Consider the following 22,700-nt stretch of genomic DNA (forward strand, 5'->3'; position numbering starts at 1 on the left):
AGTGCAATTAACCACTTGATAAGTGTGGTTTATTACCCTGCGTTAACAAGTCTCTCGCCTTTCCCTTTGATGCACATTCCGATAACATCAGTCAAACAAGGATTGTGAAATAAAATTTCTTTTGTTCTTTTGTTACACATGATCCAGATCAAGTTTTTCTGAGTCAGCCCCGCTCTATAATCGACTCAGAAAGCGATTTAGTAAGGCATGTGAAAAAGCTGTTGCAACGATACCGTCTTGACAGGGCGACTATAATTGCCGGGCATTGCCAACGTCTTACTAAACAGTTTTCAAATAATCAGGAGATAAACATGGCAGTAACCAATTTGGCTGAACTGGATGCACTGGTCGCCCGCGTTAAGGAAGCCCAGCGTGAATTCGCCAGCTTCTCTCAAGAGCAGGTAGACAAGATCTTCCGTGCCGCCGCCCTGGCCGCCAACAACGCCCGTATCCCCCTGGCCCAGATGGCCGTGGAAGAATCCGGTATGGGTATCATCGAAGACAAGGTTATCAAGAACCACTTCGCCTCCGAATACATCTACAACAAGTACAAAGACGAGAAGACCTGCGGCATTCTGAGCGAAGATGATCAGATGGGTACCATCACCATCGCCGAGCCGGTAGGTATCATCTGTGGTATCGTTCCGACCACCAACCCGACCTCCACTGCGATCTTCAAATCCATGATCGCGCTCAAGACCCGCAACGCCATCATCTTCTCCCCGCACCCCCGTGCCAAGAACTCCACCAATACCGCAGCCAAGCTGGTACTGGATGCCGCTGTTGCCGCCGGTGCGCCGAAAGACATCATCGGCTGGATCGACCAACCGTCTGTTGAGCTCTCCAACGCCCTGATGAAGCACGAAGACATCAACCTGATCCTGGCCACCGGTGGCCCGGGCATGGTGAAAGCAGCCTACTCCTCTGGTAAGCCTGCTATCGGTGTGGGTGCCGGTAACGTACCTATCGTTATCGACGAAACTGCCGACGTAAAGCGCGCCGTTGCCTCCATCCTGATGTCCAAGACTTTCGATAACGGCGTGGTCTGTGCTTCCGAGCAGGCAGTCATCGTTGTTGATGCCATCTACGACCAGGTTAAAGAGCGCTTTGCATCCCACAAGGGCCACGTGCTCTCCAAAGAAGATGCTGACAAGGTACGTAAAGTCATCCTGATCAACGGTGCCCTGAACGCCAACATCGTTGGCCAGCCAGCCACCAAGATTGCCGAGATGGCAGGCGTGACTGTACCGGCTGATACCAAGATCCTGATCGGTGAAGGCGTCAAGCTGTGTGCAGAAGACGAGTTTGCTCACGAGAAATTGTCCCCGCTGCTCGGTATGTTCCGTGCAAGCAGCTTCGAAAACGCCGTTGATATGGCCTGTGACATGGTCAACATCGGTGGTATCGGCCACACCTCAGGTCTGTACACCGACCAGGACCGCAACGCTGACCGCATCAAGTACTTCGGCGACAAGATGAAGACCGCGCGTATCCTGATCAACACTCCGTCTACCCAAGGCGGTATCGGTGACCTGTACAACTTCGCAATGGCACCGTCCCTGACCCTGGGTTGCGGCTCCTGGAGCGGTAACTCCATCTCCGAAAACGTGGGTCCGAAGCACCTGATCAACAAGAAGACAGTCGCAAAACGGGCAGAAAACATGCTGTGGCACAAACTTCCGAAATCCATCTACTTCCGTCGTGGTTCCCTGCCGATCGCTCTGAGCGACCTGGAAGGTAAAAAGCGTGCCATGGTCGTAACTGACCGCTTCCTGTTCAACAACGGCTACGCCGATGAACTGGTCAGCCTGCTGAAAGCACAGAATATGGAAGTGGAAGTGTTCTACGAAGTAGAAGCTGACCCGACTCTGGCTGTGGTTCGCAAGGGTGCCGAGATGGCCAACTCCTTCAAACCGGACGTTATCCTGGCGCTGGGCGGTGGTTCACCGATGGATGCTGCCAAGATCATGTGGGTGATGTACGAGCACCCGAACACTGCGTTCGAAGACCTGGCCATGCGCTTCATGGACATCCGCAAGCGTATCTACAAGTTCCCGAAAATGGGCGTGAAGGCCGAACTGGTCTGTATCACCACCACTTCCGGTACCGGCTCTGAAGTCACTCCGTTTGCAGTAGTAACCGATGAAGTGTCTGGTCAGAAGTATCCGCTGGCTGACTACGAGCTGACCCCGAACATGGCCATCGTTGATGCCAACCTGGTCATGGGTATGCCGAAGTCCCTGTGTGCCTTCGGCGGTATCGATGCCGTGACTCACGCCATGGAAGCCTATGTTTCCGTACTGGCCAACGAGTACTCCGACGGCCAGGCGCTGCAAGCCCTGAAAATGCTGAAAGAGTACCTGCCGTCCAGCTACCAGAACGGTGCCAACGACCCGATCGCTCGCGAGAAGGTGCACAATGCTGCCACCATCGCCGGTATCGCGTTCGCCAACGCCTTCCTGGGTGTGTGCCACTCCATGGCTCACAAACTGGGTGCCGAGTTCCACATTCCGCACGGTCTGGCTAACGCCCTGCTGATCAGCAACGTCATCCGCTACAACGCGAACGACAACCCGACCAAGCAGACTGCGTTCTCCCAGTACGACCGTCCGCAGGCTCGTCGTCGTTACGCCGAAGTCGCTGACCACCTGGGTCTGACTGCTGCCGGTGACCGCACTGCTGCCAAGATCGAGAAGCTGCTGACCTGGCTGGACGAGCTGAAGGCTACCCTGGGTATCCCGGCCTCTATCCGCGAAGCTGGCGTGACTGAAGCTGACTTCCTGGCCAAGGTTGACCAGCTGGCTATCGAAGCTTTCGATGACCAGTGCACCGGCGCCAACCCGCGCTACCCGCTGATCAGCGAGCTGAAGCAGGTTCTGCTGGACTCCTACTACGGTCGTCCGTTCACCGAAGCCGCTCCGGTAACTGCTGCCCCGGTTGAAGCCAAGGTTGAAGGCAAGAAGAAATCCAAGGCCTGATAACCAGTCCTGAGATAACAAGCCCGCGCACTGCGCGGGCTTTTTTTATCTGCCACTTATCACAGAGCTCCTCACTCCAGCCGATTGCGGTAGTGCAGCGCCTAACTTCCCAACCAACCAACCAACCAACCAACCAACCAACCAACCAACCAACCAACCAACCAACTCGCCCCAGCCAATCCGTTATCGACATCCCAACCTGTGACTCTGTATTGATGGGCCCCTGTGATAACAAGAGCACGCTCCATCACCTCCCCGCAACGAATTACCCTGACGGGCAGATGTGAGCAGTCAACGCCATCTCAAGAGCTAAAGGTGTGATAAACAGGATAAGCGGAGCCTCGCTAACGCAATGCAGCAGAACTGCGACTGGCATACGTACAGGGCCAACCGACTGGCAGAGACAGAGCAATGATAATTCGCAGAGAAAGCGGGAAAGATTGTCAGTGAAGAGAATTGTTGCGCCGATTGCTCAACCGACACATCAGCAGTTGCCACGATGCAAAGATAAAAAAATGGCAGCCATCAGGCTGCCATCGGGAGAGCACGATTCAGCGATCAGAGGGTCGCAGCGACTTCATCGGAGATGGAGCCGTTGTGGTAAACCTCTTGCACGTCGTCCAGATCTTCCAGCATGTCGATCAGACGCATCAGCTTGGGGGCAGTTTCTGCATCCAGCTCCGCTTCGGTGGAGGGGATCATGGTCACTTCGGCGCTCTGGGCCTTGAAGCCGGCAGCTTCCAGACCGTCCAGCACGGTACCGAAGTCGTTCGGGGTGGTGTACACCTCGATGGTGCCATCCTCTTCGGTGACCACGTCATCGGCGCCCGCTTCCAGCGCGGCATCCATCAGGGCATCTTCGTCTACGCCCACGAAAGTCAGCAGACCTTTCTTGCTGAACAGATAGGCAACGGAGCCGTCGGTGCCCAGGTTGCCACCGCACTTGCTGAAGGCGTGACGCACTTCGGCTACGGTACGGTTACGATTGTCGGTCAGGCACTCTACCATCACCGCAGAGCCAGCCGGGCCGTAACCTTCGTACACGATGGTCTCGAGCTGTTCGCCATCGCCACCACCGGCGCCACGCTGAATGGCACGGTTGATGGTGTCGCGGGTCATGTTGTTGGTCAGGGCGGCAGTCACCGCAGCACGCAGACGCGGGTTGTTGGCCGGATCGGCATCACCCAGACGCGCGGAGGTAGTGATTTCGCGGATCAGTTTGGTGAAGATCTTGCCACGCTTGGCGTCCTGAGCGGCCTTGCGGTGTTTGATGTTGGCCCATTTACTGTGACCTGCCATAGAGACTCTCCGTTATTTTTTAAATGTCAGTAACACTGATCATGACTAACCCAAGGGAAACACAGAGGCCGCACGGCGGCGGCCTCCGGTGCCGGTATCGGCTTACTCGTCGCCCTTGAAGGTGGTTGCAATCGCCAGCTCACCCAGTTGGGCGGCATTGGCAAGGCTGGGGGCGTCTGTCATCAGACAGGCGGCCGCGGTCGTTTTCGGGAAGGCGATGACGTCCCGAATGTTTTCGGTGCCGGTCAGCAGCATGCTGAGACGGTCCAGACCGAAGGCCAGACCGGCGTGCGGCGGGGTACCGTACTTCAGGGCATCCAGCAGGAAGCCGAACTTCAGGCGCTGCTCGGCCGGGGTGATACCCAGGATGTCGAACACGGTGGACTGCATCTCGCTGTTGTGGATACGGACAGAGCCGCCACCCACTTCGTAGCCGTTGATCACCATGTCGTAGGCGTTGGCGTAAGCACCCACCGGGTTGGCTTTCAGCTCGGCCGGGCTCATGTTGCTCGGCGCGGTGAACGGGTGGTGCATGGCGGCCAGACCACCTTCACCATCTTCCTCGAACATCGGGAAGTCGATGACCCACAGCGGTTTCCAGCTGTTCTCCAGCAGGCCCAGATCGCGACCCACTTTCAGACGCAGGGCGCCCATGGCATCGCAGACCACTTTCTTGCTGTCAGCGCCAAAGAAGATGATGTCGCCGTCGGCAGCGCCGGTACGAGCCAGGATCTCACGCACGATGGCGTCAGAGAGGAACTTGGCAACCGGAGACTGCACGCCTTCGATACCATTGGCCGCTTCGTTGACCTTCATCCAGGCCAGGCCCTTGGCACCGTAGATGCCGACAAACTTGGTGTATTCGTCGATCTGCTTGCGAGAGAGTTCAGCACCGCCCGGGACTTTCAGGGCAGCCACACGGCCTTTCGGATCGTTGGCGGGGCCCGCGAACACGGCGAACTCGACAGCAGTCAGCAGATCAGCCACATCGACCAGCTCCATTGGCAGACGCAGGTCCGGCTTGTCGGAGCCGTAGCGACGCATGGCTTCGTCGAAGGTCATGATCGGGAAGTCGCCCAGATCCACGTTCAGGATGTGCAGCCACAGTTTGCGGATCATCTCTTCCATCACTTCACGCACTTGCGGCGCGGTCATGAAGGAGGTCTCCACGTCGATCTGGGTGAATTCCGGCTGGCGGTCAGCACGCAGGTCTTCGTCACGGAAGCACTTGACGATCTGGTAGTAGCGATCGAAGCCGGACATCATCAGCAACTGCTTGAACAGCTGGGGTGATTGCGGCAGAGCGTAGAACTTGCCCTTGTGCACGCGGCTCGGCACCAGATAGTCACGGGCACCTTCCGGGGTGGCCTTGGTCAGCATCGGGGTCTCGATATCGAGGAAGCCGTGCTCGTCCATGAAGCGGCGTACGAAGGCGCTGGCCTTGGCACGGGTCTTCAGGTACTTGGCCATCTCGGGACGACGCAGATCCAGGTAGCGATACTTGAGGCTGATCTCTTCGCTGTTGACCTGATTGAAGTCCAGCGGCAGCGGCTCGGCACGGTTGATGATGTTGAGTTCGTGAGCGAACACTTCGATGGCGCCAGTGGCCATGTCGCTGTTGCGCTGGGACTCGGGACGGGTGCGCACCACGCCGGTCACCTGGATGCAGAACTCGCCGCGCAGCTCGGAGGCCAGGGCAAACGCGTCCGGCTTGTCCGGATCGAAGAACACCTGAACGATCCCTTCCCGGTCGCGCATATCGATAAAGATCAGACCGCCGAGATCACGACGACGATGAACCCAACCGCACAATGTAATGGTCTGCCCTGCATGGGCCTCATTGACCTGTCCGCAATAGATAGAGCGCATGGACTTCTTCCTTCGAAATTGTAGAGAGACGGTTAACCTTGGGCCGCCGGGCACGACTGGCAAGCACCGTCTGTCTCACAGCTGGCCAGATTCTTTTTCTTACCCGGTTTGAAATCAGTCTCGTACCATCCGGTTCCCTTGAGCCGGAAGCCTGCCGCCGATATCAGCTTGACCAGATTCGGCTTGCTACAGGCCGGACAGTCGGTCAGGGGGGCATCGGAAAGCTTTTGCAGTTTTGCCAATTCATGGCCACAGACGTCGCAACGATATTCGTAGATAGGCATGGGTCACAAGAAATTGAAAAACAAAAGGGCTGGCATTATAGAGGAAAACCCCCTTTTGGGTAAAATGGCCAGCAGCCTCCTTTCGCCAGTTTTTTGCACTCGATGGCAAAAAGCGGGCAAAAAATCGGCACGAATGCACCAAGAGCGAAGAGAATAGCCATCATGAGCCTCTATTTGGGCCTGCCACAGTGGTCCCACCCCAGCTGGCCCGGCCAGTTGCTGGGCCTTGGCGCCAAGCCTGCCGAACACCTCGCCCACTACGCCACCGTGTTCAATTCGGTGGAGGGCAATACCACCTTCTACGCCCTGCCGACACCGGATACTGTGCAGCGCTGGGCCGATGCGGTACCCGATCACTTTCGTTTCAACTTCAAATTTCCGCAAACCATCAGCCACCAGAGCGATCTGGTGAGCGCAGACAAGCAAGTCGCCGACTTTATTCGCCTGCTCGCCCCGCTGCACGACAAGCTGGGGCTGCTCACCCTGCAGTTGCCCGCCCGTTTTGGGCCAGAGGGGCTGGCCAGACTGGCGGCCTTCATCGATCGGCTGCCGCGGGCGTTTCGCTACGCCCTCGAGGTGCGCCACCCTGAGTTCTTCGCCAAGGGGGAGGCCGAGCGGGCATTGAACCGGCTGCTGATGGAACAGGGTGTGAACCGGGTGATGCTCGACAGCCGGCCACTCTTCTCGGTGCAAGCAACCACGCCAGCCCTCGTCGATGCCCAGGGCAAGAAACCGCGCCTACCGGTGCATCTGCTGGCCACCGCCAACGCCCCCATGGTGCGCTTTATCGGCCTGCCGGATCCGGCGGCCAATCACCCCTTCCTGCCCAGCTGGCTCCCCCACTGGCGCCAGTGGCTTTCCGAGGGCAAGGACCTCTACCTCTATATACATACTGCCGACAACGCCCAGGCCCCCGAGCTGGCCCGTCAGATCACCCGCTTGCTGGAGCAGGAGATGGCCCCCTGGCCGGGGGAAAACGATCGCGCACGGCAGGGAGTGCTGCGCTTTTAGCCAACCCATTCTGCGGCCATCGTTTCGCTGCAAAAAAAGTGCTTTTTTGTGGCGTGGCAAGCCCTGGCGTCAAGACAAACGGCCATCAATCCTCTACACTACCGCCCCAAGTAAGGGTCCGGAACATGGCCCGTACGAACAGGACAGGTCCAAAGGATTTCACGACCAGCCACCCCGTTCGTAAACAGGTGATAAATCTACTCTGATGGGTGTCACCCAACGACTCAATTGAACAATACAGCCGGGTGATGTCCCGACTGTCAGGTTGCGCCAGCATGCATACCAAAGATCAAATTTTTGCCGCCCCGATCGCCCGATTGGGTGACTTCTGTTTTGACGAACAGGTCGTCGACGTGTTTCCCGATATGATCCAGCGCTCGGTGCCGGGTTACAGCAACATCATCTCCGCCATCGGCATGATGGCCGCCCGCTACGCCCAACCCGAGAGCCGACTCTATGATCTCGGCTGCTCACTGGGCGCCGCGACCCAGGCGATGCGTCGCCATGTCAGCCAGTCCGGCTGCCGCATCACCGCGGTGGATCTCTCCCACCCGATGATCGAGCGCGCCCGCGCCCACCTCTCCGGTTTCAAATCCGAGGTGCCGGTGGAGCTGGTGGAGGCGGATATCTGCGACATCGAGATCGAGAACGCCTCCGTGGTGGTACTCAACTTCACTCTGCAGTTTGTCGAGCCAGAGAAACGGGCCGCCCTGATCCAGCGCATTCACGATGGGCTGCGCCCGGGCGGGATCCTGATCCTGAGCGAAAAGTTCCGCTTCGAAGATGAACCGGTCAACGAGCTGCTCATCGATCTGCATCTCGACTTCAAGCGGGCCAATGGCTACAGCGAGCTGGAGATCAGCCAGAAACGCACCGCCCTTGAGAACGTGATGCGCACCGACAGCCTGCCGGTGCATCAGGCACGCCTGCGGGATGCCGGTTTCGTCCATCAGGATCTCTGGTTCCAGTGCTTCAACTTCGGCTCCATGATTGCCATCAAATCCAGCGACGCCCAGCCATGATCGACTTTGCCAATTTCTATCAACTGATTGCCAAAAACCGGCTGAGCCACTGGCTGCATACCCTGCCCGCCCAGCTGCACGCCTGGCAACATGACAACCAGCATGGCGACCTGCCGCGCTGGAATCGTGCCCTCAACAAGCTGCCGGTGCTCTCCCCCGGCAACGTCGAGCTGAAAAGCCGGGTCGAGATTGGCTCGGCCGAGAGCCTTGGCGAAGGGGAGCGCAAGAAGGTCGAGAGCCTGCTGCGCCACTTCATGCCCTGGCGCAAAGGGCCGTTCATCGTGCACGGCATCCACATCGATACCGAGTGGCGCTCTGACTGGAAGTGGGATCGGGTGCTGCCCCATATCAGCCCGCTCGAAGGGCGTTACGTGCTGGATGTGGGCTGCGGCAGCGGTTACCACCTCTGGCGCATGGTGGGTGAAGGGGCTCGGCTTGCAGTCGGCATCGACCCGAGCCCGCTGTTCCTCTGCCAGTTCGAGGCCATTCGCCACTTCGCGGGCAATGATCAGCGCGCCCACCTGCTGCCGCTCGGTATTCAGGAGCTGCCGGAGCTGCGTGCCTTTGACACCGTCTTCTCCATGGGGGTGCTCTATCACCGCAAATCCCCCATCGAGCACATCGAGCAGCTGCGCAATCAATTGAAAGATGATGGCGAGCTGGTGCTGGAGACGCTAGTGATTGACGGCGGGGTCAACGACGTGCTGATGCCCACCGATCGTTACGGCAAGATGCGCAACGTCTGGTTTATTCCCTCAAGCCGCGCCCTCAAGCTGTGGGTCGAGCGCTGCGGCTTCACCGACGTGCGGATAGTAGACGAGAATATGACCAGCACCGACGAACAGCGTCGTACCGACTGGATGATTAATGAATCCCTGAGTGACTATCTGGATCCAGACAATCCGGCACTCACGGTAGAAGGACACCCGGCGCCGAAACGTGCCGTACTGATTGCCCGCAAGGCCAAAGACTAGCCGATGGCGATTCAGGAAGTTACACTGACCCAATTCCAGGAAGCACAGTTAAATGAATGACATGAAAAGCAAATTAAAAGGAATGACCCTGCTCTCCCTGCTTAGTCTCGGCGGGTGTGTCAATATGGAAAAAGCGCCTCAGGTTCCTGCTCTGACGCTGGCCGAGCTTCGTAGCGAGCTGAGCCAGAGCGAGCTGCGCCTGCAAACATCCATGGAACAGCAACAGAAGCAGTATGTGCAGCAACAGCACCTGCTGGTTCAGCTCAACACAGATGTCACCAATATGAAAGAGTCCGTCAAGCAAGTAGACCACAAGCTCGCCACCCTCCCCTCCGAGCCGCCCAAGCCGATGGCCATCCCCACCGAGAAGTGCCCGGCCCCCAATCAGGGTCACACCATCGATGGCAAGCTGATGGTCGGTGAAGCCGAGTGGATCTGGGTTGATGCTGCCAACGACGCCTTCCAGGCGCGGGTCGATACCGGTGCGACCACCTCCTCCATCAGTGCGCAGGAGATCACCATTTTCGAGCGCAACGGCAAAAACTGGGTGCGCTTCTTCCTGAGCCATCAGGAAGTGGACGACAAGATCCAGATCGAAGCGCCGCTGGTACGCCATGTGCGGGTGCGTCAGGCCTCTGCCGACGATCTGGACCGCCGTCCGGTAGTGCGTCTGGCCGTGCGCATTGGCGACATGACCGAGAAAGCCGAATTTACCCTGAAAGACCGTAGCGACATGACCTTCCCTGTGCTGCTGGGTCGCGAATTTTTGAAAGACATCGCCGTGGTTGATGTGGCCCGCGAATATATCCAACCCAAACCAAAGCTCAAGGATGTGAAATAATCCATGGTTTCCCGTAAGCCGTTCTATTTGCTGGTAGCCCTGCTGTACATTGTCGGCCTGGGGATGACGATCTATCACCATATCGCGTTGGATGTACCGCTGACGCCCGGTGAAAAGCGCCAGATCTGGTCCATCGAAGCCAAGCTGGAGTTCGAGGCGACCGGTGAGCCGGTGATCGCCTCCCTGGCCATTCCGGGCACCCAGCCCGGTTTCACCCTGATGAACGAGAACGCCGCCAGCCCGGGCTACGGCCTCTCCTTTGTCGAGAAAGATGGCGATGCCCGCGCCGAGTGGTCCATCCGCACCGCCTCTGGCCGTCAGGAGCTCTACTACCGCGTCGACATGATGGCGGATGCCCATGCCAAACCGGCCGCCAATCCGCAGCCGCCTGCCATCGAGAAGCAGATCGAGAGTGAGCCTTACGCCACCGCGATGAAGCAGATCCTCGAGCGGGCCCAGGAGCGCTCTGCCGACGGCTACACCCTGACTCGCGAGATCATCAAGGAGATCGAGAAGCAGGAGCAGAACGCCGAGCTACTGAAAAAGCACAAGAGCCGCGCCAACCTGATCGCCGAACTGCTCAACAATGCTGACGTCCCCACCCGCGTGGTGCATGCCCTGAATCTGGAAGATGGCCGCCGTCGTCAGGAGCTGGTGGATTACCTGCAGGTATTCAACAGCCCGACCGACTACAAGCTGTTCAACCCGCAAACCGGTGAACAGGGTCGTCCGGCCAACCTGCTGCTGTGGGAATACAACTCCGGCGCCCTGCTGGACGTGACCGGTGGTCACAACTCCCGTGTCAGCTTCTCGATGATCGAGCAGGAGCAGCCAGTCAGCGTGGCACTGGCGCAGAAGTTCGAAAAATCAGAGATGATGAACTTCTCCATCCACAGCCTGCCACTGGAAGAGCAGACCCTGTTCAAGGGCTTGCTGCTGATCCCGATCGGCGTGCTGATGGTGGTGTTCCTGCGGGTTCTGGTGGGGATCAAAACCTCCGGTACCTTCATGCCGGTGCTGATCGCGGTCGCCTTTATCCAGACCTCGCTGGTCACCGGCCTCATCGGCTTCCTGCTGATCGTCGGCACCGGTCTCATCATCCGATCCTATCTGTCGCGGCTTAACCTGCTGCTGGTCGCCCGAATATCGGCCATCATCATCATGGTTATCTCGATGATCGGTATCTTCTCCGCGTTCGCCTTCAAGCTGGGGCTGACCGACGGCATGAAGATCACCTTCTTCCCGATGATCATCCTCTCCTGGACCATCGAACGGATGTCCATCCTGTGGGAAGAAGAGGGCCCGAAAGAGGTGTTCCGCCAGGGCGGCGGCTCTCTGCTGGTTGCAGTCATCGCCTATCTGGCCATGGATAACGAGCTTATTCGTCACCTCACCTTCAACTTCCTCGGCCTGCAGCTGGTGCTGATGGCGACCGTGCTGTTGATGGGTAACTACACCGGCTACAAGCTGAGCGAACTGAAGCGCTTCAAACCGCTGGTGGACGAGATGAAATCTGGCGTCACCCCGGGTAAGGACAAGTAACCGATGTGGTTCTGGGAAAAATACACAACCCCGTGGAGCCTGTCCCAATCAGGCATCCTCGGCATGAACAAGCGCAACCACTCCTACATCAGCCGCTACAATCCGCGCAGCCTCTATCCGCTGGTGGATGACAAGCTGCAGACCAAGCAAATTGCGCTGGATGCAGGCGTTACCGTGCCTGAGCTGATCGGTACCATCCGTGCCCAGCACGATGTGGGTCGCATCACCGAACTGGTAAAAGATTGGCCGGGCTTCTGCATCAAGCCGGCCCGTGGCTCGGGCGGCAAGGGGATCCTGGTGATCCTGCGTCAGGAAGATGGCCTCTTCTACAAGCCCAACGGCAGCGCCTCTACCGGTCAGGATCTGGAGCGCCATGTCTCCAACATTCTGGCAGGGCTCTATTCGCTTGGCGGCAAGCCTGACGTGGCACTGGTGGAAGGCCTCATCAACTTTGATGATGTGTTCGATGGCTACTCCTTCGAAGGGGTACCCGATGCCCGGGTCATCATCTTCAAAGGGTTCCCGGTGATGGCGATGATGCGCCTCTCCACCGCCGCCTCCGATGGCAAGGCGAACCTGCACCAGGGCGCCGTGGGGGTGGGTCTGTGCTTGCGTACCGGTCGTGCCCTGCGGGCGGTGCAGTTTGGCAATCCGCTGCGCCACCATCCGGATACCGGCCTCGACCTCTATGAGCTCAAGGTCCCACACTGGGATACCCTGCTCACCCTGGCCGCCTCCTGCTACGAGATGTCGGGTCTGGGTTATATCGGTACCGATATGGTGCTGGACAAGTTCCGCGGCCCCATGCTGCTGGAGCTCAATGCCCGTCCTGGTCTTGCCATCCAGATCGCCAACGGTCGCGGCCTGGTGCCCAACCTCAAGACCATCGAGAAACTGGGACAGGTTAAGATGAACGTGGAGCAGCGGGTCAACTTCGCCAAAGACCACTTCGGGATCTTTGAGGAATAGCCCCTCCGCTTGTGAACTGAGCGCGCCTATGGCGCGCTTTTTTTATGGCTCATGTTTGTCTGTCGGCATATCCCCCATCCAGCCATAGGGGCAGCACCTCATTTCGAAACGACGAGTACGCCAGCGAACGGCAGCTTGGAATAGCGATGGAGTTAGAAGAGTGTGACCGCAATGTCAGGGGATGGATAAATCTCAGGTATAAAAAAACCGGCGCCAAGACGCCGGTTCTTCAAGGAGAATGAAGCCCGATTACAGGGAGTCAGCATTCTCGGACAGGTACTTGGCAACGCCGTCCGGAGAGGCTTGCATACCTTTTTTGCCTTTTTCCCACTGCGCCGGGCACACTTCGCCGTGCTCTTCGTGGAATTGCAGGGCATCGACCATGCGCAGCATCTCGTCGATGTTGCGGCCCAGCGGCAGATCGTTGACAACCTGGTGACGAACGACACCGTTCTTGTCGATCAGGAAGGAGCCACGGAACGCCACACCAGCTTCCGGATGTTCAACGTCATAGGCTTTGCAGATTTCGTGTTTCACGTCGGCGATCAGCGGGTATTTGACCTGACCGATACCGCCATCTTCCACTTTGGTGTTGCGCCATGCATTGTGGGAGAACTGGGAATCGATGGAAACACCGATCACTTCCACGCCACGCTTCTGGAACTCTTCATAGCGGTGATCAAAGGCAATCAGCTCGGACGGGCAGACGAAGGTGAAATCGAGCGGATAGAAGAAGACGACGGCAGCTTTGCCTTTGATGTGGGATGACAGGTTGAATGAATCAACGATCTCGCCATTACCCAGAACAGCAGCGGCGGTAAAATCGGGTGCGGGACGGCCTACCAATACCATATTCAATTCCTCTTTATGTGAAGTGAACAATCCGGTGAGGATTGGGCTACCTAGAGCCAAGTCCATCTAATTCAAGCGACAAACTATAGACCCGGTGGTAGATTAGTTAAATCAAATTAAATAGATAGCATCAATCGGGTTTTTCTATGCAACGTTGGCCCAGCCTCAAACAGCTGCAATATCTGGTCGCTCTCGATGAGCACAAGAACTTCAACCGCGCCGCCAAGGCCTGTCATGTCAGCCAGTCGACCCTGAGTACCGGGATCCAGACGCTGGAGGACATGATGAACCTGCAACTGGTGGAGCGGGACCACAAGAGCTTCATTATGACCCCGGTCGGCATGGAAATCGTCGAGCGCGCTCGCAATTTGCTCTCCGATGCACGGGATCTGATGGAGCTCGGTCAACATCAGGGTGGCGTGATGCAGGGGACAGTGCGTCTGGGCTGCATTCCCACCATTGCCCCCTTCCTGCTCAGCAAGCTGCTCAAAGAGTGCAGCAAAACCTATCCTGACCTCGAATTGTTGCTGCGTGAAGACACTACCAGCAATCTGCTCAAGCAGCTGGAACAGGGTCAGCTCGATCTGCTGATCCTCGCCCTGCCCATCGAGATCGGTGGATTTCACTGCAAGACGGTCGGTCAGGATCCGTTCCATATGGTGATGCCCGCTAGCATGGCAGCCGGTCTGCATACCCCGTTCGACTACAAGGAGCTGCCCAACCAGAGCATCTTCCTGCTGGAACGGGAGCACTGCCTCACCGAACACGCAGTGAGCGCCTGCCGCCTGCGGGACAAGAGCAAGATCAACCCGTTCGCCGCCACCAGCCTGCACACCCTGGTACAGATGGTGGAAGCGGGTCTCGGGACCACCTTCCTGCCGCAGATGGCCATCGATGCCGGCATTCTCGCCAACTCCGATCTGGTGGCCATTCCGCTGCCGGGAGAGACCCCCTATCGCGAGATCGGGCTGGTCTGGCGCCCCAGTACCACCCGGGTGCAGACCTTCTACAAGCTGGCCGAGCTGCTGACCCCGCTGGTCAGCCACTGCGAGTGACAGCAAACGCCAGCCCCCGGGCTGGCGTTTTTCAACCCCCCACCACATTTTTCCCTCCAGAGACTAGGTATGAAGCCAGATCCCTGTTTATGATGGAAAAGTTGTCGCGCCAGCGCCTGTAGCCAAAATGGTGGGGCAGAAACTGGCGCGCGATGAATGTCTCGTTTGGTAGATCCGTCCGTGGAGAGAGCCCCGATGTATCGCACGCTGCTGCTATCCCTGCTGACTCTGTTGCTGGCCGCCTGCTCCAGCACGCCGGAGCCGCCTCCGGCCCCCCGGCAGAGCAGTGCCTTTGATGGCTTCTACCAACAGTGGCGCGGTGTTCCCTACCGCATGGGCGGCGCCAGCCGCGCCGGGCTAGACTGCTCCGCCTTCACCCAGCTCGCCTACAGTCAGGTGCTGGGCTTCAATCTGCCAAGAACCACCGAATCTCAGGCCAGCATTGGCAAACCGGTGGATCGCTACCGGCTGCAACACGGGGATCTGGTCTTCTTCAAAACCGGCTGGCAACAGTACCATGTGGGGGTCTACACAGGTGCCGGCGAGTTTATTCACGCCTCCACCAGTAAGGGAGTGATCCGCTCCCGCCTCGACAATGTCTACTGGAACAGTCGCTACTGGCAGGCACGTCGGGTGACCCAGTAACCACTCAAACGCCTGCTTGCGGCACAAGTTGCGTGCCGATACTCTCCGTCAATTCCTGTCGCTTTGTCGGGACACACAACCCGCGCTTATAACTCAATTGGCCCCAAAGCCTGCATATCACACCATTTTGTGATAAGGTGGTGGCCAATTTTTAACACTTTCGCTTTTTTCTCATACGCTCTCTGTCCTGATTGACAACAAGCGAGGCGATAACAAGCAGCGCGCGGCGAAAGTGGAGTGTGGCGCAACACTGCCGGACGGGTGTCCCACAGCTGCAGTATCAAGGGTTAAATAGATAAGGAGATCGTGCAATGAAACAGTATCAAAGCTGGCTGGGGCAATACCTGATGAGTCGCCGTGACGGTGACCACGCCATGGCATGCGAGATGGCGAGTTCCATCTGCGAGTTCTGGCAGCAGCAGGGTGATGAAAACGAACTGGACAAGTGGCAGCAGATTTACCAGAACCATCTGGAAAAGACCACCTGACCCTGACCGCTCCCTTGCTGCCAGCCACTCGGTGTTGGCAGCAAGGCCACTCGCGACCAACCACTATCAGCCAACCCCTCTCCCCCTATTTTCCCGCTACGTTAAACCGCTACCTTCGTTCACTCGCGCTTTACCATCTTCATTTTGCTCTTGCGCACCGGCCTCTGTTCATTCCATCTCGGCAGCCATTTCCTGCGCCCAGTCGATAAAGGCCTGGATCTTGGGACACGCCCGATTGGGCAGGGTCGCCATGTAATAACGCTGCTCGCACTTGATCTCCAGCCCGGCAAAAGGGGCCACCAGCTCGTTGCGTGCCAGTCGCTTGCTCACCAGATTCTTGCGCCCCATGGCGATCCCGGCGTGATTCATGGCGGCGATGATGGCGAGATCCGAGCGATCAAAACCCATGCTCAGCTGGCATGCCTCGAGGCTGACCCCGGCGTGGCGAGCCCAGCTGCTCCATTCGTCGGTATCCGAGTCAAATCCCCATGCCTGCCGATCATGAAGCAGACGGCACAAGGACAAGTTGGCGGGATTACCGACAAGCCTGTGCTGCTCGGCATATGCCGGGCTGCAGACCGGCAGCATGTACTCATCCATCAGCGGGTGGATGGCAAGCCGCTCCGGGCTCTTCTCATCGAAATAGAGGGTCAAATCGATGCCATAACCATGCAGGTTGATGTTCTCGTTGCCGGTGATGATATTGAGCTCGATCTGCGGATGCAGGCGGGAGAAATCCGCCAACCTGGGCACCAGCCAGCACTGGGCGATGGAGGGACGCGAATAGATGGTCAGGGTACCGGAGAGCTCCTGATTCTTGATCTCCAGGATCTCCTGATTGATGAACTCCAGCGAGGATTTGAGCGCCCAGAACACCCGCTGCCCATCCGCCGTCAGTACTACCTTGCGGTGAAAACGCTCAAAGAGCTTGAACCCCAGCTCCTCTTCCAACGCGCTGATCCGGTGACTCACGGCACTGGGACTCAGCGACAATTCATCAGCTGCCATGGCAAAGGATCCGTGGCGGGCGGCCGCCTCGAAGGTGTGCAACTTGGCCAACTGGTAGCCGCTCAACAGCTTGTTGCGCGATATGTAATTATCCCCGTTATACATTCATCCCCCTCTTCGCAATGGCCGCCGATGATACACCCACAGGCCACTTTCAGGATGAAACCAAAAGACCCAAAGAGTGTGATTTCGATAAATTGTGACCAATGTAGCGCTCTTGCATCACCTCGGCTCACCCAAGTGGTCGATTTCATCATTTGTCAGCCCCGCCTCATTTTCATTCAATAAGCGCATAAACAATCACACACAACAGATGTCGAGGCGCAGTATGAGTTCAGAGGTATGGGTCATCGCTACCTTGCTAAGTAGCATCGTTCTTATCGTGGTCACCATAGTGAAGGGCAAGGTGCATCCTTTCCTTGCCCTGCTGCTGGCTAGCTTCTATGTCGGCACCCTGATGGGGATGGAGCCCCTCAAGATGGTCAGCGCCATGGAAGATGGCATTGGCGGCACGCTAGGCTTTCTCGCCGCCGTCATCGGTCTTGGCACCATACTCGGCAAGATGATGGAGGTGTCAGGGGCGGCGGAGCGCATCGGCCTCGCCCTGCAGAAATGCCGCTGGCTCTCGCCACAGGTCATCATGGTGCTGGTGGGTCTGGTGTGCGGCATCACCCTGTTTGTCGAAGTCGGGGTGGTGCTGCTGATCCCGCTCGCCTTCTCTATCGCCCGCAAGACCAGAACCTCGCTGCTGACCCTGGCCATTCCGCTCTGCACCGCCCTGATGGCCGTGCACTGCATAGTGCCGCCGCACCCTGCTGCCCTCTATGTCACCAATCAGCTGGGCGCCGATGTGGGTTCCGTCATCGTCGATGGTCTGGCGGTCGGCCTGTTTGCCTCGCTTATCGGCGGCCCCCTGTTCCTCAAGCTGCTGGGTAACCGGCTCCCGTTCAAGGAGGTGCCAGCCGCCTTTGCCAACATCAAGGCCCGCGATGAAGCAACTCTCCCAACGTTGGGAGCCTCGCTCTTCACCGTGCTGCTGCCCATCCTGCTGATGCTTGCCAAGACGGTCGCCGAGCTCAATATGGAGCACGCCAGCCACCTCTACACCCTGCTGGAGTGTATCGGCAACCCCATCACCGCCATGTTTATCGCAGCCTTCACCGCCTACTACGTGCTGGGGATCCGCCAGCAAATGAAGATGGAGGGACTGCTTAACAAGACCGAGGAGTGCTTCTCCTCCATCGCCAACATTCTGCTCATCATCGGTGCGGGTGGCGCCTTCAATGGGGTGCTCAAGGCAAGCGGCCTAGGCGATAGCCTGGCCACCATCCTCTCACAGCTGGATATGCACCCCATTCTGCTCGCCTGGCTGGTTGCCATCGTGCTGCACGCCGCTGTGGGCTCCGCCACCGTCGCCATGATGGGCGCCACCGCCATCGTCTCCCCCATCATGGTGCACTACCCGAACATCAGCCCGGAGATCATGACCCTGGCCATCGGCTCCGGTGCCATTGGCTGCACCATGGTGACTGACTCTCTGTTCTGGCTGGTCAAGCAGTATTGCGGCGCCACCCTGAACGAAACGCTCAAGTACTACACCACCGCCACCTTGGTCGCCTCCCTGATGGCGCTGGCCGGTACTTTCCTGCTCTCCTTTATCGTGTAACAAGACCGAGAACACTATGAAAAACATCGACGTCCAACAGCTCACAGCGCAATTTCCATTAGTGCAATCCCTGATCGAGCTTGAGCCAGTCACCTGGTTCAACCCCAACACCACCACTCTGGCTGCCGGTCTGCCCTATGTGGGGCTCGATAACAACAATGTGGCGGACGCTTCCGCCCGCTTGGCCCGCTTTGCCCCCTACATGTACGAGGCCTTCCCCGAGACCCGTGCCAACAACGGCATTCTGGAGTCCGACATCGCCGCCATTCCGGCGATGCAGGCTACGCTCAACCAGCGTTACGGCGTTGAAGTCACCGGTAGACTGCTGCTGAAAAAAGATAGCCACCTGCCCATCTCCGGCTCCATCAAGGCCCGTGGCGGTATCTACGAGGTGTTGGCCCATGCCGAGCAGCTGGCCATCAAAGCCGGTCTGCTGCGAGAAGAAGATGACTATCGCAAACTGTTCACGGACGAGTTCCGCCAGTTCTTCAGCCAGTACAGCATTGCGGTAGGCTCTACCGGCAACCTTGGCATGTCCATCGGCATCATGAGCGCCAAGCTCGGCTTTACCGTCACCGTCCACATGTCGGCCGATGCGCGGGAGTGGAAGAAACGCAAACTGCGTGAACACGGCGTCATCGTGGTCGAATATGCCGAAGATTACGGAGTGGCGGTGGAACAAGGGCGCAAAGAGGCCGATCGCGATCCCAACTGCTTCTTTATCGACGATGAGAACTCCCGCACCCTGTTCCTCGGCTACTCGGTGGCGGGCGAGCGGGTGAAAAAGCAGTTCGACCAGATGGGTATCAAGGTGGATGCCGAGCACCCGCTGTTTGTCTATTTGCCCTGTGGCGTCGGCGGCGGCCCGGGCGGCGTGGCCTTTGGTCTCAAGCTGGCGTTCGGGGATAACGTTCACTGCTTCTTCGCCGAGCCCACTCACTCCCCCTGCATGTTGCTGGGGGTCCACACCGGATTGCACGATGCCATTGCGGTGCAGGATCTGGGCATCGATAACCTCACCGCAGCCGATGGCCTCGCGGTAGGTCGCGCCTCCGGCTTCGTCGGCCGCGCTATGGAGCGGCTGCTTGATGGCTTCTACACCCTGAGCGATCAGGAGATGTATGACCTGCTGGGACTGCTGGCGCGCGATGAGCAGATCACACTCGAACCTTCTGCTCTGGCGGGTATGGCCGGCCCGTGGCGGGTGGCTGCCAATCCCGAGTGGCTCACCGGGCGCGGTTTCGATGCCGCAACCATTGCACAGGCCACCCATCTGGTGTGGGCCACCGGCGGTGGCATGGTGCCCGCCGAAGAGATGGCAAAGTACCTGGCCAGCGCCAAGATCTAGGCTGTTTTGCCACTTTTATCTGCAAATCAACCCGCCATCACGGCGGGTTTTCTGTTTTGGGAACAAGGGGATGGAGCAGTTCTGTCGCAATCCATGGCGACAATTTCCCCAAGTTGGTCAGTTTGTGCTAAAATAGCGCTCATTTTTTGACATCTCGCGTCACGTTCGCCGCCAGATTGCCCATCGGGCTCTCTGCCCGGGTCGTGACTTTGCACCATCATGCCTGATGATGTTCCCCCCAGGATGAGCCGACAGGCTCCCGTCAAGGTGGGCACCCTCAAGGGCACATGAGATAAGGAGATCGGGTAATGAAACAATATCAAAGCTGGCTGGGAGATTATCTGATGAGTCGACGTGACGGAGATCACGCGATGGCTTCGGAACTTGCCAACACCATCTGCGCCTTCTGGAAGGCCCAGGGTGATGAAGCAGAAACCAGCAAATGGCAGCAACGCTATCAGCAACACGTAGAGCAGGCGCAATAAGCCCCTTCACTCTTTCGCGATAAAAAAACCGGCGCACATGGCGCCGGTTTTGCGTTTCTGGCAAGCAGCAGATTACATCTGGTCGATCATGTCCTGAGCAAACTGGGAGCAGGAACGCAGAGTCGCCCCTTCCATCAGACGCTCGAAGTCATAGGTGACGGTCTTGTTTCGGATCGCCGCTTCCATGCCCTTGATGATGAGATCGGCCGCTTCGACCCAACCCATGTGGCGCAGCATCATCTCGGCGGAGAGGATCAGGGAGCCCGGATTGACCTTGTCCTGACCGGCATACTTAGGTGCAGTACCGTGGGTCGCTTCGAACAGGGCCACGCCGTCACCGATGTTGGCACCCGGCGCGATACCGATACCGCCTACCTGAGCGGCCAGCGCGTCGGAGATGTAGTCGCCGTTGAGGTTCATACAGGCGATGACGTCATACTCGGCCGGACGCAGCAAGATCTGCTGCAAGAAGGCATCGGCGATGACATCCTTGATGACGATGGTCTTGCCGGTTTTCGGGTTCTTGAAGGAGCACCAGGGGCCGCCGTCAATCAGCTGGGCACCGTACTCGTTCTGAGCCAGAGCATAACCCCAATCCTTGAAGGCACCTTCGGTGAACTTCATGATGTTGCCCTTGTGCACCAGGGTCACGGAGTCACGATCATTGTCGATGGCATACTCGATGGCGGCACGAACCAGACGCTCGGTACCGGCCTTGGACATCGGCTTGATGCCGATCCCGCAGGATTCGGGGAAACGAATTTTCTTCACGCCCATCTCGTTTTGCAGGAAGGCGATCACCTTCTTGGCTTCATCGCTGTCCGCCTTCCACTCGATACCGGCGTAGATGTCTTCGGCGTTTTCGCGGAAGATCACCATGTCGGTCAGATCAGGACGTTTCACCGGGCTCGGGGTGCCGTCGTAGTAACGCACCGGGCGCAGGCAGATGTAGAGATCCAGCTCCTGACGCAGGGCTACGTTGAGGGAGCGAATACCGCCACCGACCGGAGTAGTCAGCGGGCCCTTGATGGCCACGCAATATTCACGAATGAAATCCAGGGTTTCGGCCGGCAGCCAGGCACCTTCGCCATAGACATGAGTCGATTTCTCGCCGGTATAGATCTCCATCCAGGCGATCTTGCGCTCGCCCTTGTAGGCTTTCTCGACCGCAGCATTCACCACATTCAACATGGCCGGGGTTACGTCAACACCGATGCCATCCCCTTCAATAAACGGAATGATCGGATGGTTGGGAACCTGCAGCTTGCCGTTAGCATCGACTGTGATTTTCTGACCTTGGGTCGGGATTACTACTTTGCTTTCCATCGGCATCTCCTAACTTCCGTTTGTTATCAACTTGTTTGTTGCGCGCGGCCATCTTAGCCCATTCATTTTCATAATAAAACGACAAGAAAGCATGTCAGACCAAAGAGGTAGCCACCCGCTAGTGCGCCGTCACCACGCCTCTCCGACCCCTCCCAGCTATCCCTCCAGCTCGCTGGCCACCGCCTGCGGCTGACTCAGGGAACGGTACTGGGAAGGGGTCAAGCCGGTCTTCTGTTTGAACACCCGGCAGAAGTAGTTCACGTCACTGTAACCGCAGCGACTGGCCACCTCTTCAAGACGAAAGCGGTACTTTTTCAGCATGAATTTGGCCCGATCGATCCGCACCCAGCTGATGTAATCGGCAAGGCGCATATGACCCTGCTCGCGGAACAGGTGGGAGAGATGGCTGGCTGAAATGTTGAAGCGGTGGGCAATGGAATCCCGGGTGATGGGACGGTGAAAGTTCTCCTGGATATAGATGCAGATCCCGTGAAAGAGCTCTGCCCCCCGTGGCCGATCCGTGGCGGACTCCAGCAACAGCTGACGGGCACTCGCCAGCAGAGCCTGCAGCAAGTGATCATCGGTGGGAGAGCGACCGGGATCCTCGGTCAGCACATTGAGAGCAGCCAGAATGTGTTCGATCACATGGCCCGCCCGCGCCATGATGCTGTGCTTTTGCACATCGAAAAAGTCCGGATCTTCACGGCGCTTGCTCACCAAACTGAACCCCAGCTGGCGTTTGCCAAACAGCAGGCTCAGCACCGAGCAGTCGGTGGTCCAGAGCGGCTTGTTCCAGCCGTTGGGAGGGATATAGAGCGCCTGTCCCGGCAATACACTGATCTCTCTGGCCCCCTCCTCCCTGTCCCAGATCTGGTTGAGATACTCGCCGCTAAAGACCAGCTCGAGGCGGGGAAAGTTGACCTGATAGCTGAAACTGGGTGGCACCCCCTGTTCACTGGCAAACCAGATTTGGTCAAATGGAACCTGTTCGCTCAGGGCTCCGTCGAGCAGTTGGCTGAAGATGAGAGACATGGTGAT

General features: G+C 58.0%; 20 protein-coding genes and 2 pseudogenes. 15 read left to right on the forward strand and 7 right to left on the reverse strand.

Annotated elements, in window-relative coordinates; genetic code table 11:
• The first annotated feature begins 311 nt into the window (after positions 1-311).
• The 3 genes and pseudogenes from adhE to AB5Y99_RS03445 form a co-directional block, all read left to right on the forward strand.
• A complete protein-coding gene (gene adhE / locus AB5Y99_RS03435) occupies positions 312-2,978 on the forward strand; it encodes a bifunctional acetaldehyde-CoA/alcohol dehydrogenase (RefSeq protein ID WP_019446648.1) in 2,667 nt (888 codons plus the stop codon).
• Positions 2,979-3,027: 49 nt separating this feature from the next.
• A pseudogene (locus tag AB5Y99_RS03440) lies at positions 3,028-3,138 on the forward strand (PT domain-containing protein); the annotation flags it as partial.
• A pseudogene (locus AB5Y99_RS03445) lies at positions 3,086-3,265 on the forward strand (PT domain-containing protein); the annotation flags it as partial. The pseudogenes AB5Y99_RS03440 and AB5Y99_RS03445, both read left to right, overlap by 53 nt.
• A 271-nt stretch (positions 3,266-3,536) precedes the next feature.
• Here the strand turns inward: AB5Y99_RS03445 and AB5Y99_RS03450 are convergent.
• From AB5Y99_RS03450 to AB5Y99_RS03460, 3 genes are all read right to left on the reverse strand, one after another.
• On the reverse strand, positions 3,537-4,277 hold the full coding sequence (locus AB5Y99_RS03450; protein ID WP_005337681.1) for a YebC/PmpR family DNA-binding transcriptional regulator: 741 nt from the start codon (positions 4,275-4,277) through the stop codon (positions 3,537-3,539).
• A 102-nt stretch (positions 4,278-4,379) separates the two neighbouring features.
• On the reverse strand, positions 4,380-6,146 hold the full coding sequence (aspS, locus tag AB5Y99_RS03455) for an aspartate--tRNA ligase (RefSeq protein WP_201902174.1): 1,767 nt from the start codon (positions 6,144-6,146) through the stop codon (positions 4,380-4,382).
• Between the two features lie 32 nt (positions 6,147-6,178).
• Positions 6,179-6,430, reverse strand: a complete 252-nt coding sequence (locus AB5Y99_RS03460; RefSeq protein ID WP_005337686.1) for an FmdB family zinc ribbon protein — start codon at positions 6,428-6,430, stop codon at positions 6,179-6,181.
• Positions 6,431-6,592: 162 nt separating this feature from the next.
• Here AB5Y99_RS03460 and AB5Y99_RS03465 point away from each other — a divergent pair, with 162 nt between their 5' ends.
• The 6 genes from AB5Y99_RS03465 to AB5Y99_RS03490 all read left to right on the forward strand — a co-directional run bounded on the left by AB5Y99_RS03465 (position 6,593) and on the right by AB5Y99_RS03490 (position 12,789).
• Positions 6,593-7,441 (forward strand): DUF72 domain-containing protein, encoded by an 849-nt coding sequence (locus tag AB5Y99_RS03465; RefSeq protein ID WP_201902176.1) that lies wholly within the window; start codon positions 6,593-6,595, stop codon positions 7,439-7,441.
• Between the two features lie 275 nt (positions 7,442-7,716).
• On the forward strand, positions 7,717-8,463 hold the full coding sequence (cmoA, locus tag AB5Y99_RS03470; protein WP_069529805.1) for a carboxy-S-adenosyl-L-methionine synthase CmoA: 747 nt from the start codon (positions 7,717-7,719) through the stop codon (positions 8,461-8,463).
• The gene (cmoB, locus tag AB5Y99_RS03475) at positions 8,460-9,437 is read left to right on the forward strand and encodes a tRNA 5-methoxyuridine(34)/uridine 5-oxyacetic acid(34) synthase CmoB (protein WP_201902178.1); all 978 of its coding nucleotides are present in this window, start codon (positions 8,460-8,462) and stop codon (positions 9,435-9,437) included. Before cmoA ends, cmoB begins: the two co-directional genes overlap by 4 nt.
• Before the next feature lie 52 nt (positions 9,438-9,489).
• Complete coding sequence (locus AB5Y99_RS03480) at positions 9,490-10,278, forward strand: ATP-dependent zinc protease (protein WP_252655571.1); 789 nt, start codon at positions 9,490-9,492, stop codon at positions 10,276-10,278.
• 3 nt (positions 10,279-10,281) lie between these two features.
• Positions 10,282-11,820, forward strand: a complete 1,539-nt coding sequence (locus AB5Y99_RS03485; RefSeq protein WP_005337699.1) for an inactive transglutaminase family protein — start codon at positions 10,282-10,284, stop codon at positions 11,818-11,820.
• Between the two features lie 3 nt (positions 11,821-11,823).
• Positions 11,824-12,789 (forward strand): alpha-L-glutamate ligase-like protein, encoded by a 966-nt coding sequence (locus AB5Y99_RS03490; protein ID WP_005353164.1) that lies wholly within the window; start codon positions 11,824-11,826, stop codon positions 12,787-12,789.
• 249 nt (positions 12,790-13,038) lie between these two features.
• Here the strand turns inward: AB5Y99_RS03490 and AB5Y99_RS03495 are convergent, their stop codons facing one another.
• The gene (locus AB5Y99_RS03495) at positions 13,039-13,641 is read right to left on the reverse strand and encodes a peroxiredoxin C (protein WP_005337701.1); all 603 of its coding nucleotides are present in this window, start codon (positions 13,639-13,641) and stop codon (positions 13,039-13,041) included.
• A gap of 146 nt (positions 13,642-13,787) precedes the next feature.
• Between AB5Y99_RS03495 and AB5Y99_RS03500 the strand changes: the two genes are divergently transcribed.
• From AB5Y99_RS03500 to AB5Y99_RS03510, 3 genes are all read left to right on the forward strand, one after another.
• Positions 13,788-14,696: a hydrogen peroxide-inducible genes activator gene (locus tag AB5Y99_RS03500; protein ID WP_042057802.1), complete on the forward strand. Its 909-nt coding sequence runs from the start codon at positions 13,788-13,790 to the stop codon at positions 14,694-14,696.
• A 195-nt stretch (positions 14,697-14,891) separates the two neighbouring features.
• A complete protein-coding gene (locus AB5Y99_RS03505) occupies positions 14,892-15,341 on the forward strand; it encodes a C40 family peptidase (RefSeq protein WP_042656036.1) in 450 nt (149 codons plus the stop codon).
• A 311-nt stretch (positions 15,342-15,652) separates the two neighbouring features.
• Complete coding sequence (locus tag AB5Y99_RS03510; RefSeq protein WP_005337704.1) at positions 15,653-15,829, forward strand: hypothetical protein; 177 nt, start codon at positions 15,653-15,655, stop codon at positions 15,827-15,829.
• Between the two features lie 168 nt (positions 15,830-15,997).
• On the opposite strand, the gene dsdC is transcribed toward AB5Y99_RS03510, so the two are convergent.
• Positions 15,998-16,942, reverse strand: coding sequence for a DNA-binding transcriptional regulator DsdC (gene dsdC / locus AB5Y99_RS03515; RefSeq protein ID WP_236367363.1), 945 nt, complete (start codon positions 16,940-16,942; stop codon positions 15,998-16,000).
• Positions 16,943-17,165: 223 nt separating this feature from the next.
• Here dsdC and dsdX point away from each other — a divergent pair, with 223 nt between their 5' ends.
• The 3 genes from dsdX (at position 17,166) to AB5Y99_RS03530 (ending at position 20,336) form a co-directional block, all read left to right on the forward strand.
• Complete coding sequence (gene dsdX, locus AB5Y99_RS03520; RefSeq protein ID WP_368208705.1) at positions 17,166-18,503, forward strand: D-serine transporter DsdX; 1,338 nt, start codon at positions 17,166-17,168, stop codon at positions 18,501-18,503.
• 16 nt (positions 18,504-18,519) lie between these two features.
• Positions 18,520-19,851 (forward strand): D-serine ammonia-lyase, encoded by a 1,332-nt coding sequence (locus tag AB5Y99_RS03525; protein WP_368208706.1) that lies wholly within the window; start codon positions 18,520-18,522, stop codon positions 19,849-19,851.
• Between the two features lie 308 nt (positions 19,852-20,159).
• Positions 20,160-20,336, forward strand: coding sequence for a hypothetical protein (locus AB5Y99_RS03530; RefSeq protein WP_005337712.1), 177 nt, complete (start codon positions 20,160-20,162; stop codon positions 20,334-20,336).
• A 72-nt stretch (positions 20,337-20,408) separates the two neighbouring features.
• Here AB5Y99_RS03530 and icd read toward each other — a convergent pair whose 3' ends face one another.
• Together icd and AB5Y99_RS03540 are read right to left on the reverse strand one after the other, a co-directional pair.
• Entirely contained in the window at positions 20,409-21,662 is a 1,254-nt protein-coding gene (icd, locus tag AB5Y99_RS03535; RefSeq protein WP_216955585.1) for an NADP-dependent isocitrate dehydrogenase, read from the reverse strand.
• Between the two features lie 156 nt (positions 21,663-21,818).
• Positions 21,819-22,694 carry an AraC family transcriptional regulator gene (locus AB5Y99_RS03540; RefSeq protein ID WP_216955586.1) on the reverse strand — a complete coding sequence of 292 codons (876 nt, stop codon included), beginning with the start codon at positions 22,692-22,694 and terminating at the stop codon, positions 21,819-21,821.
• Positions 22,695-22,700 lie beyond the last annotated feature (6 nt).

The sequence above is a fragment of the Aeromonas sp. R4-2 genome (assembly GCF_040908295.1).
Lineage (GTDB): Bacteria > Pseudomonadota > Gammaproteobacteria > Enterobacterales > Aeromonadaceae > Aeromonas > Aeromonas veronii.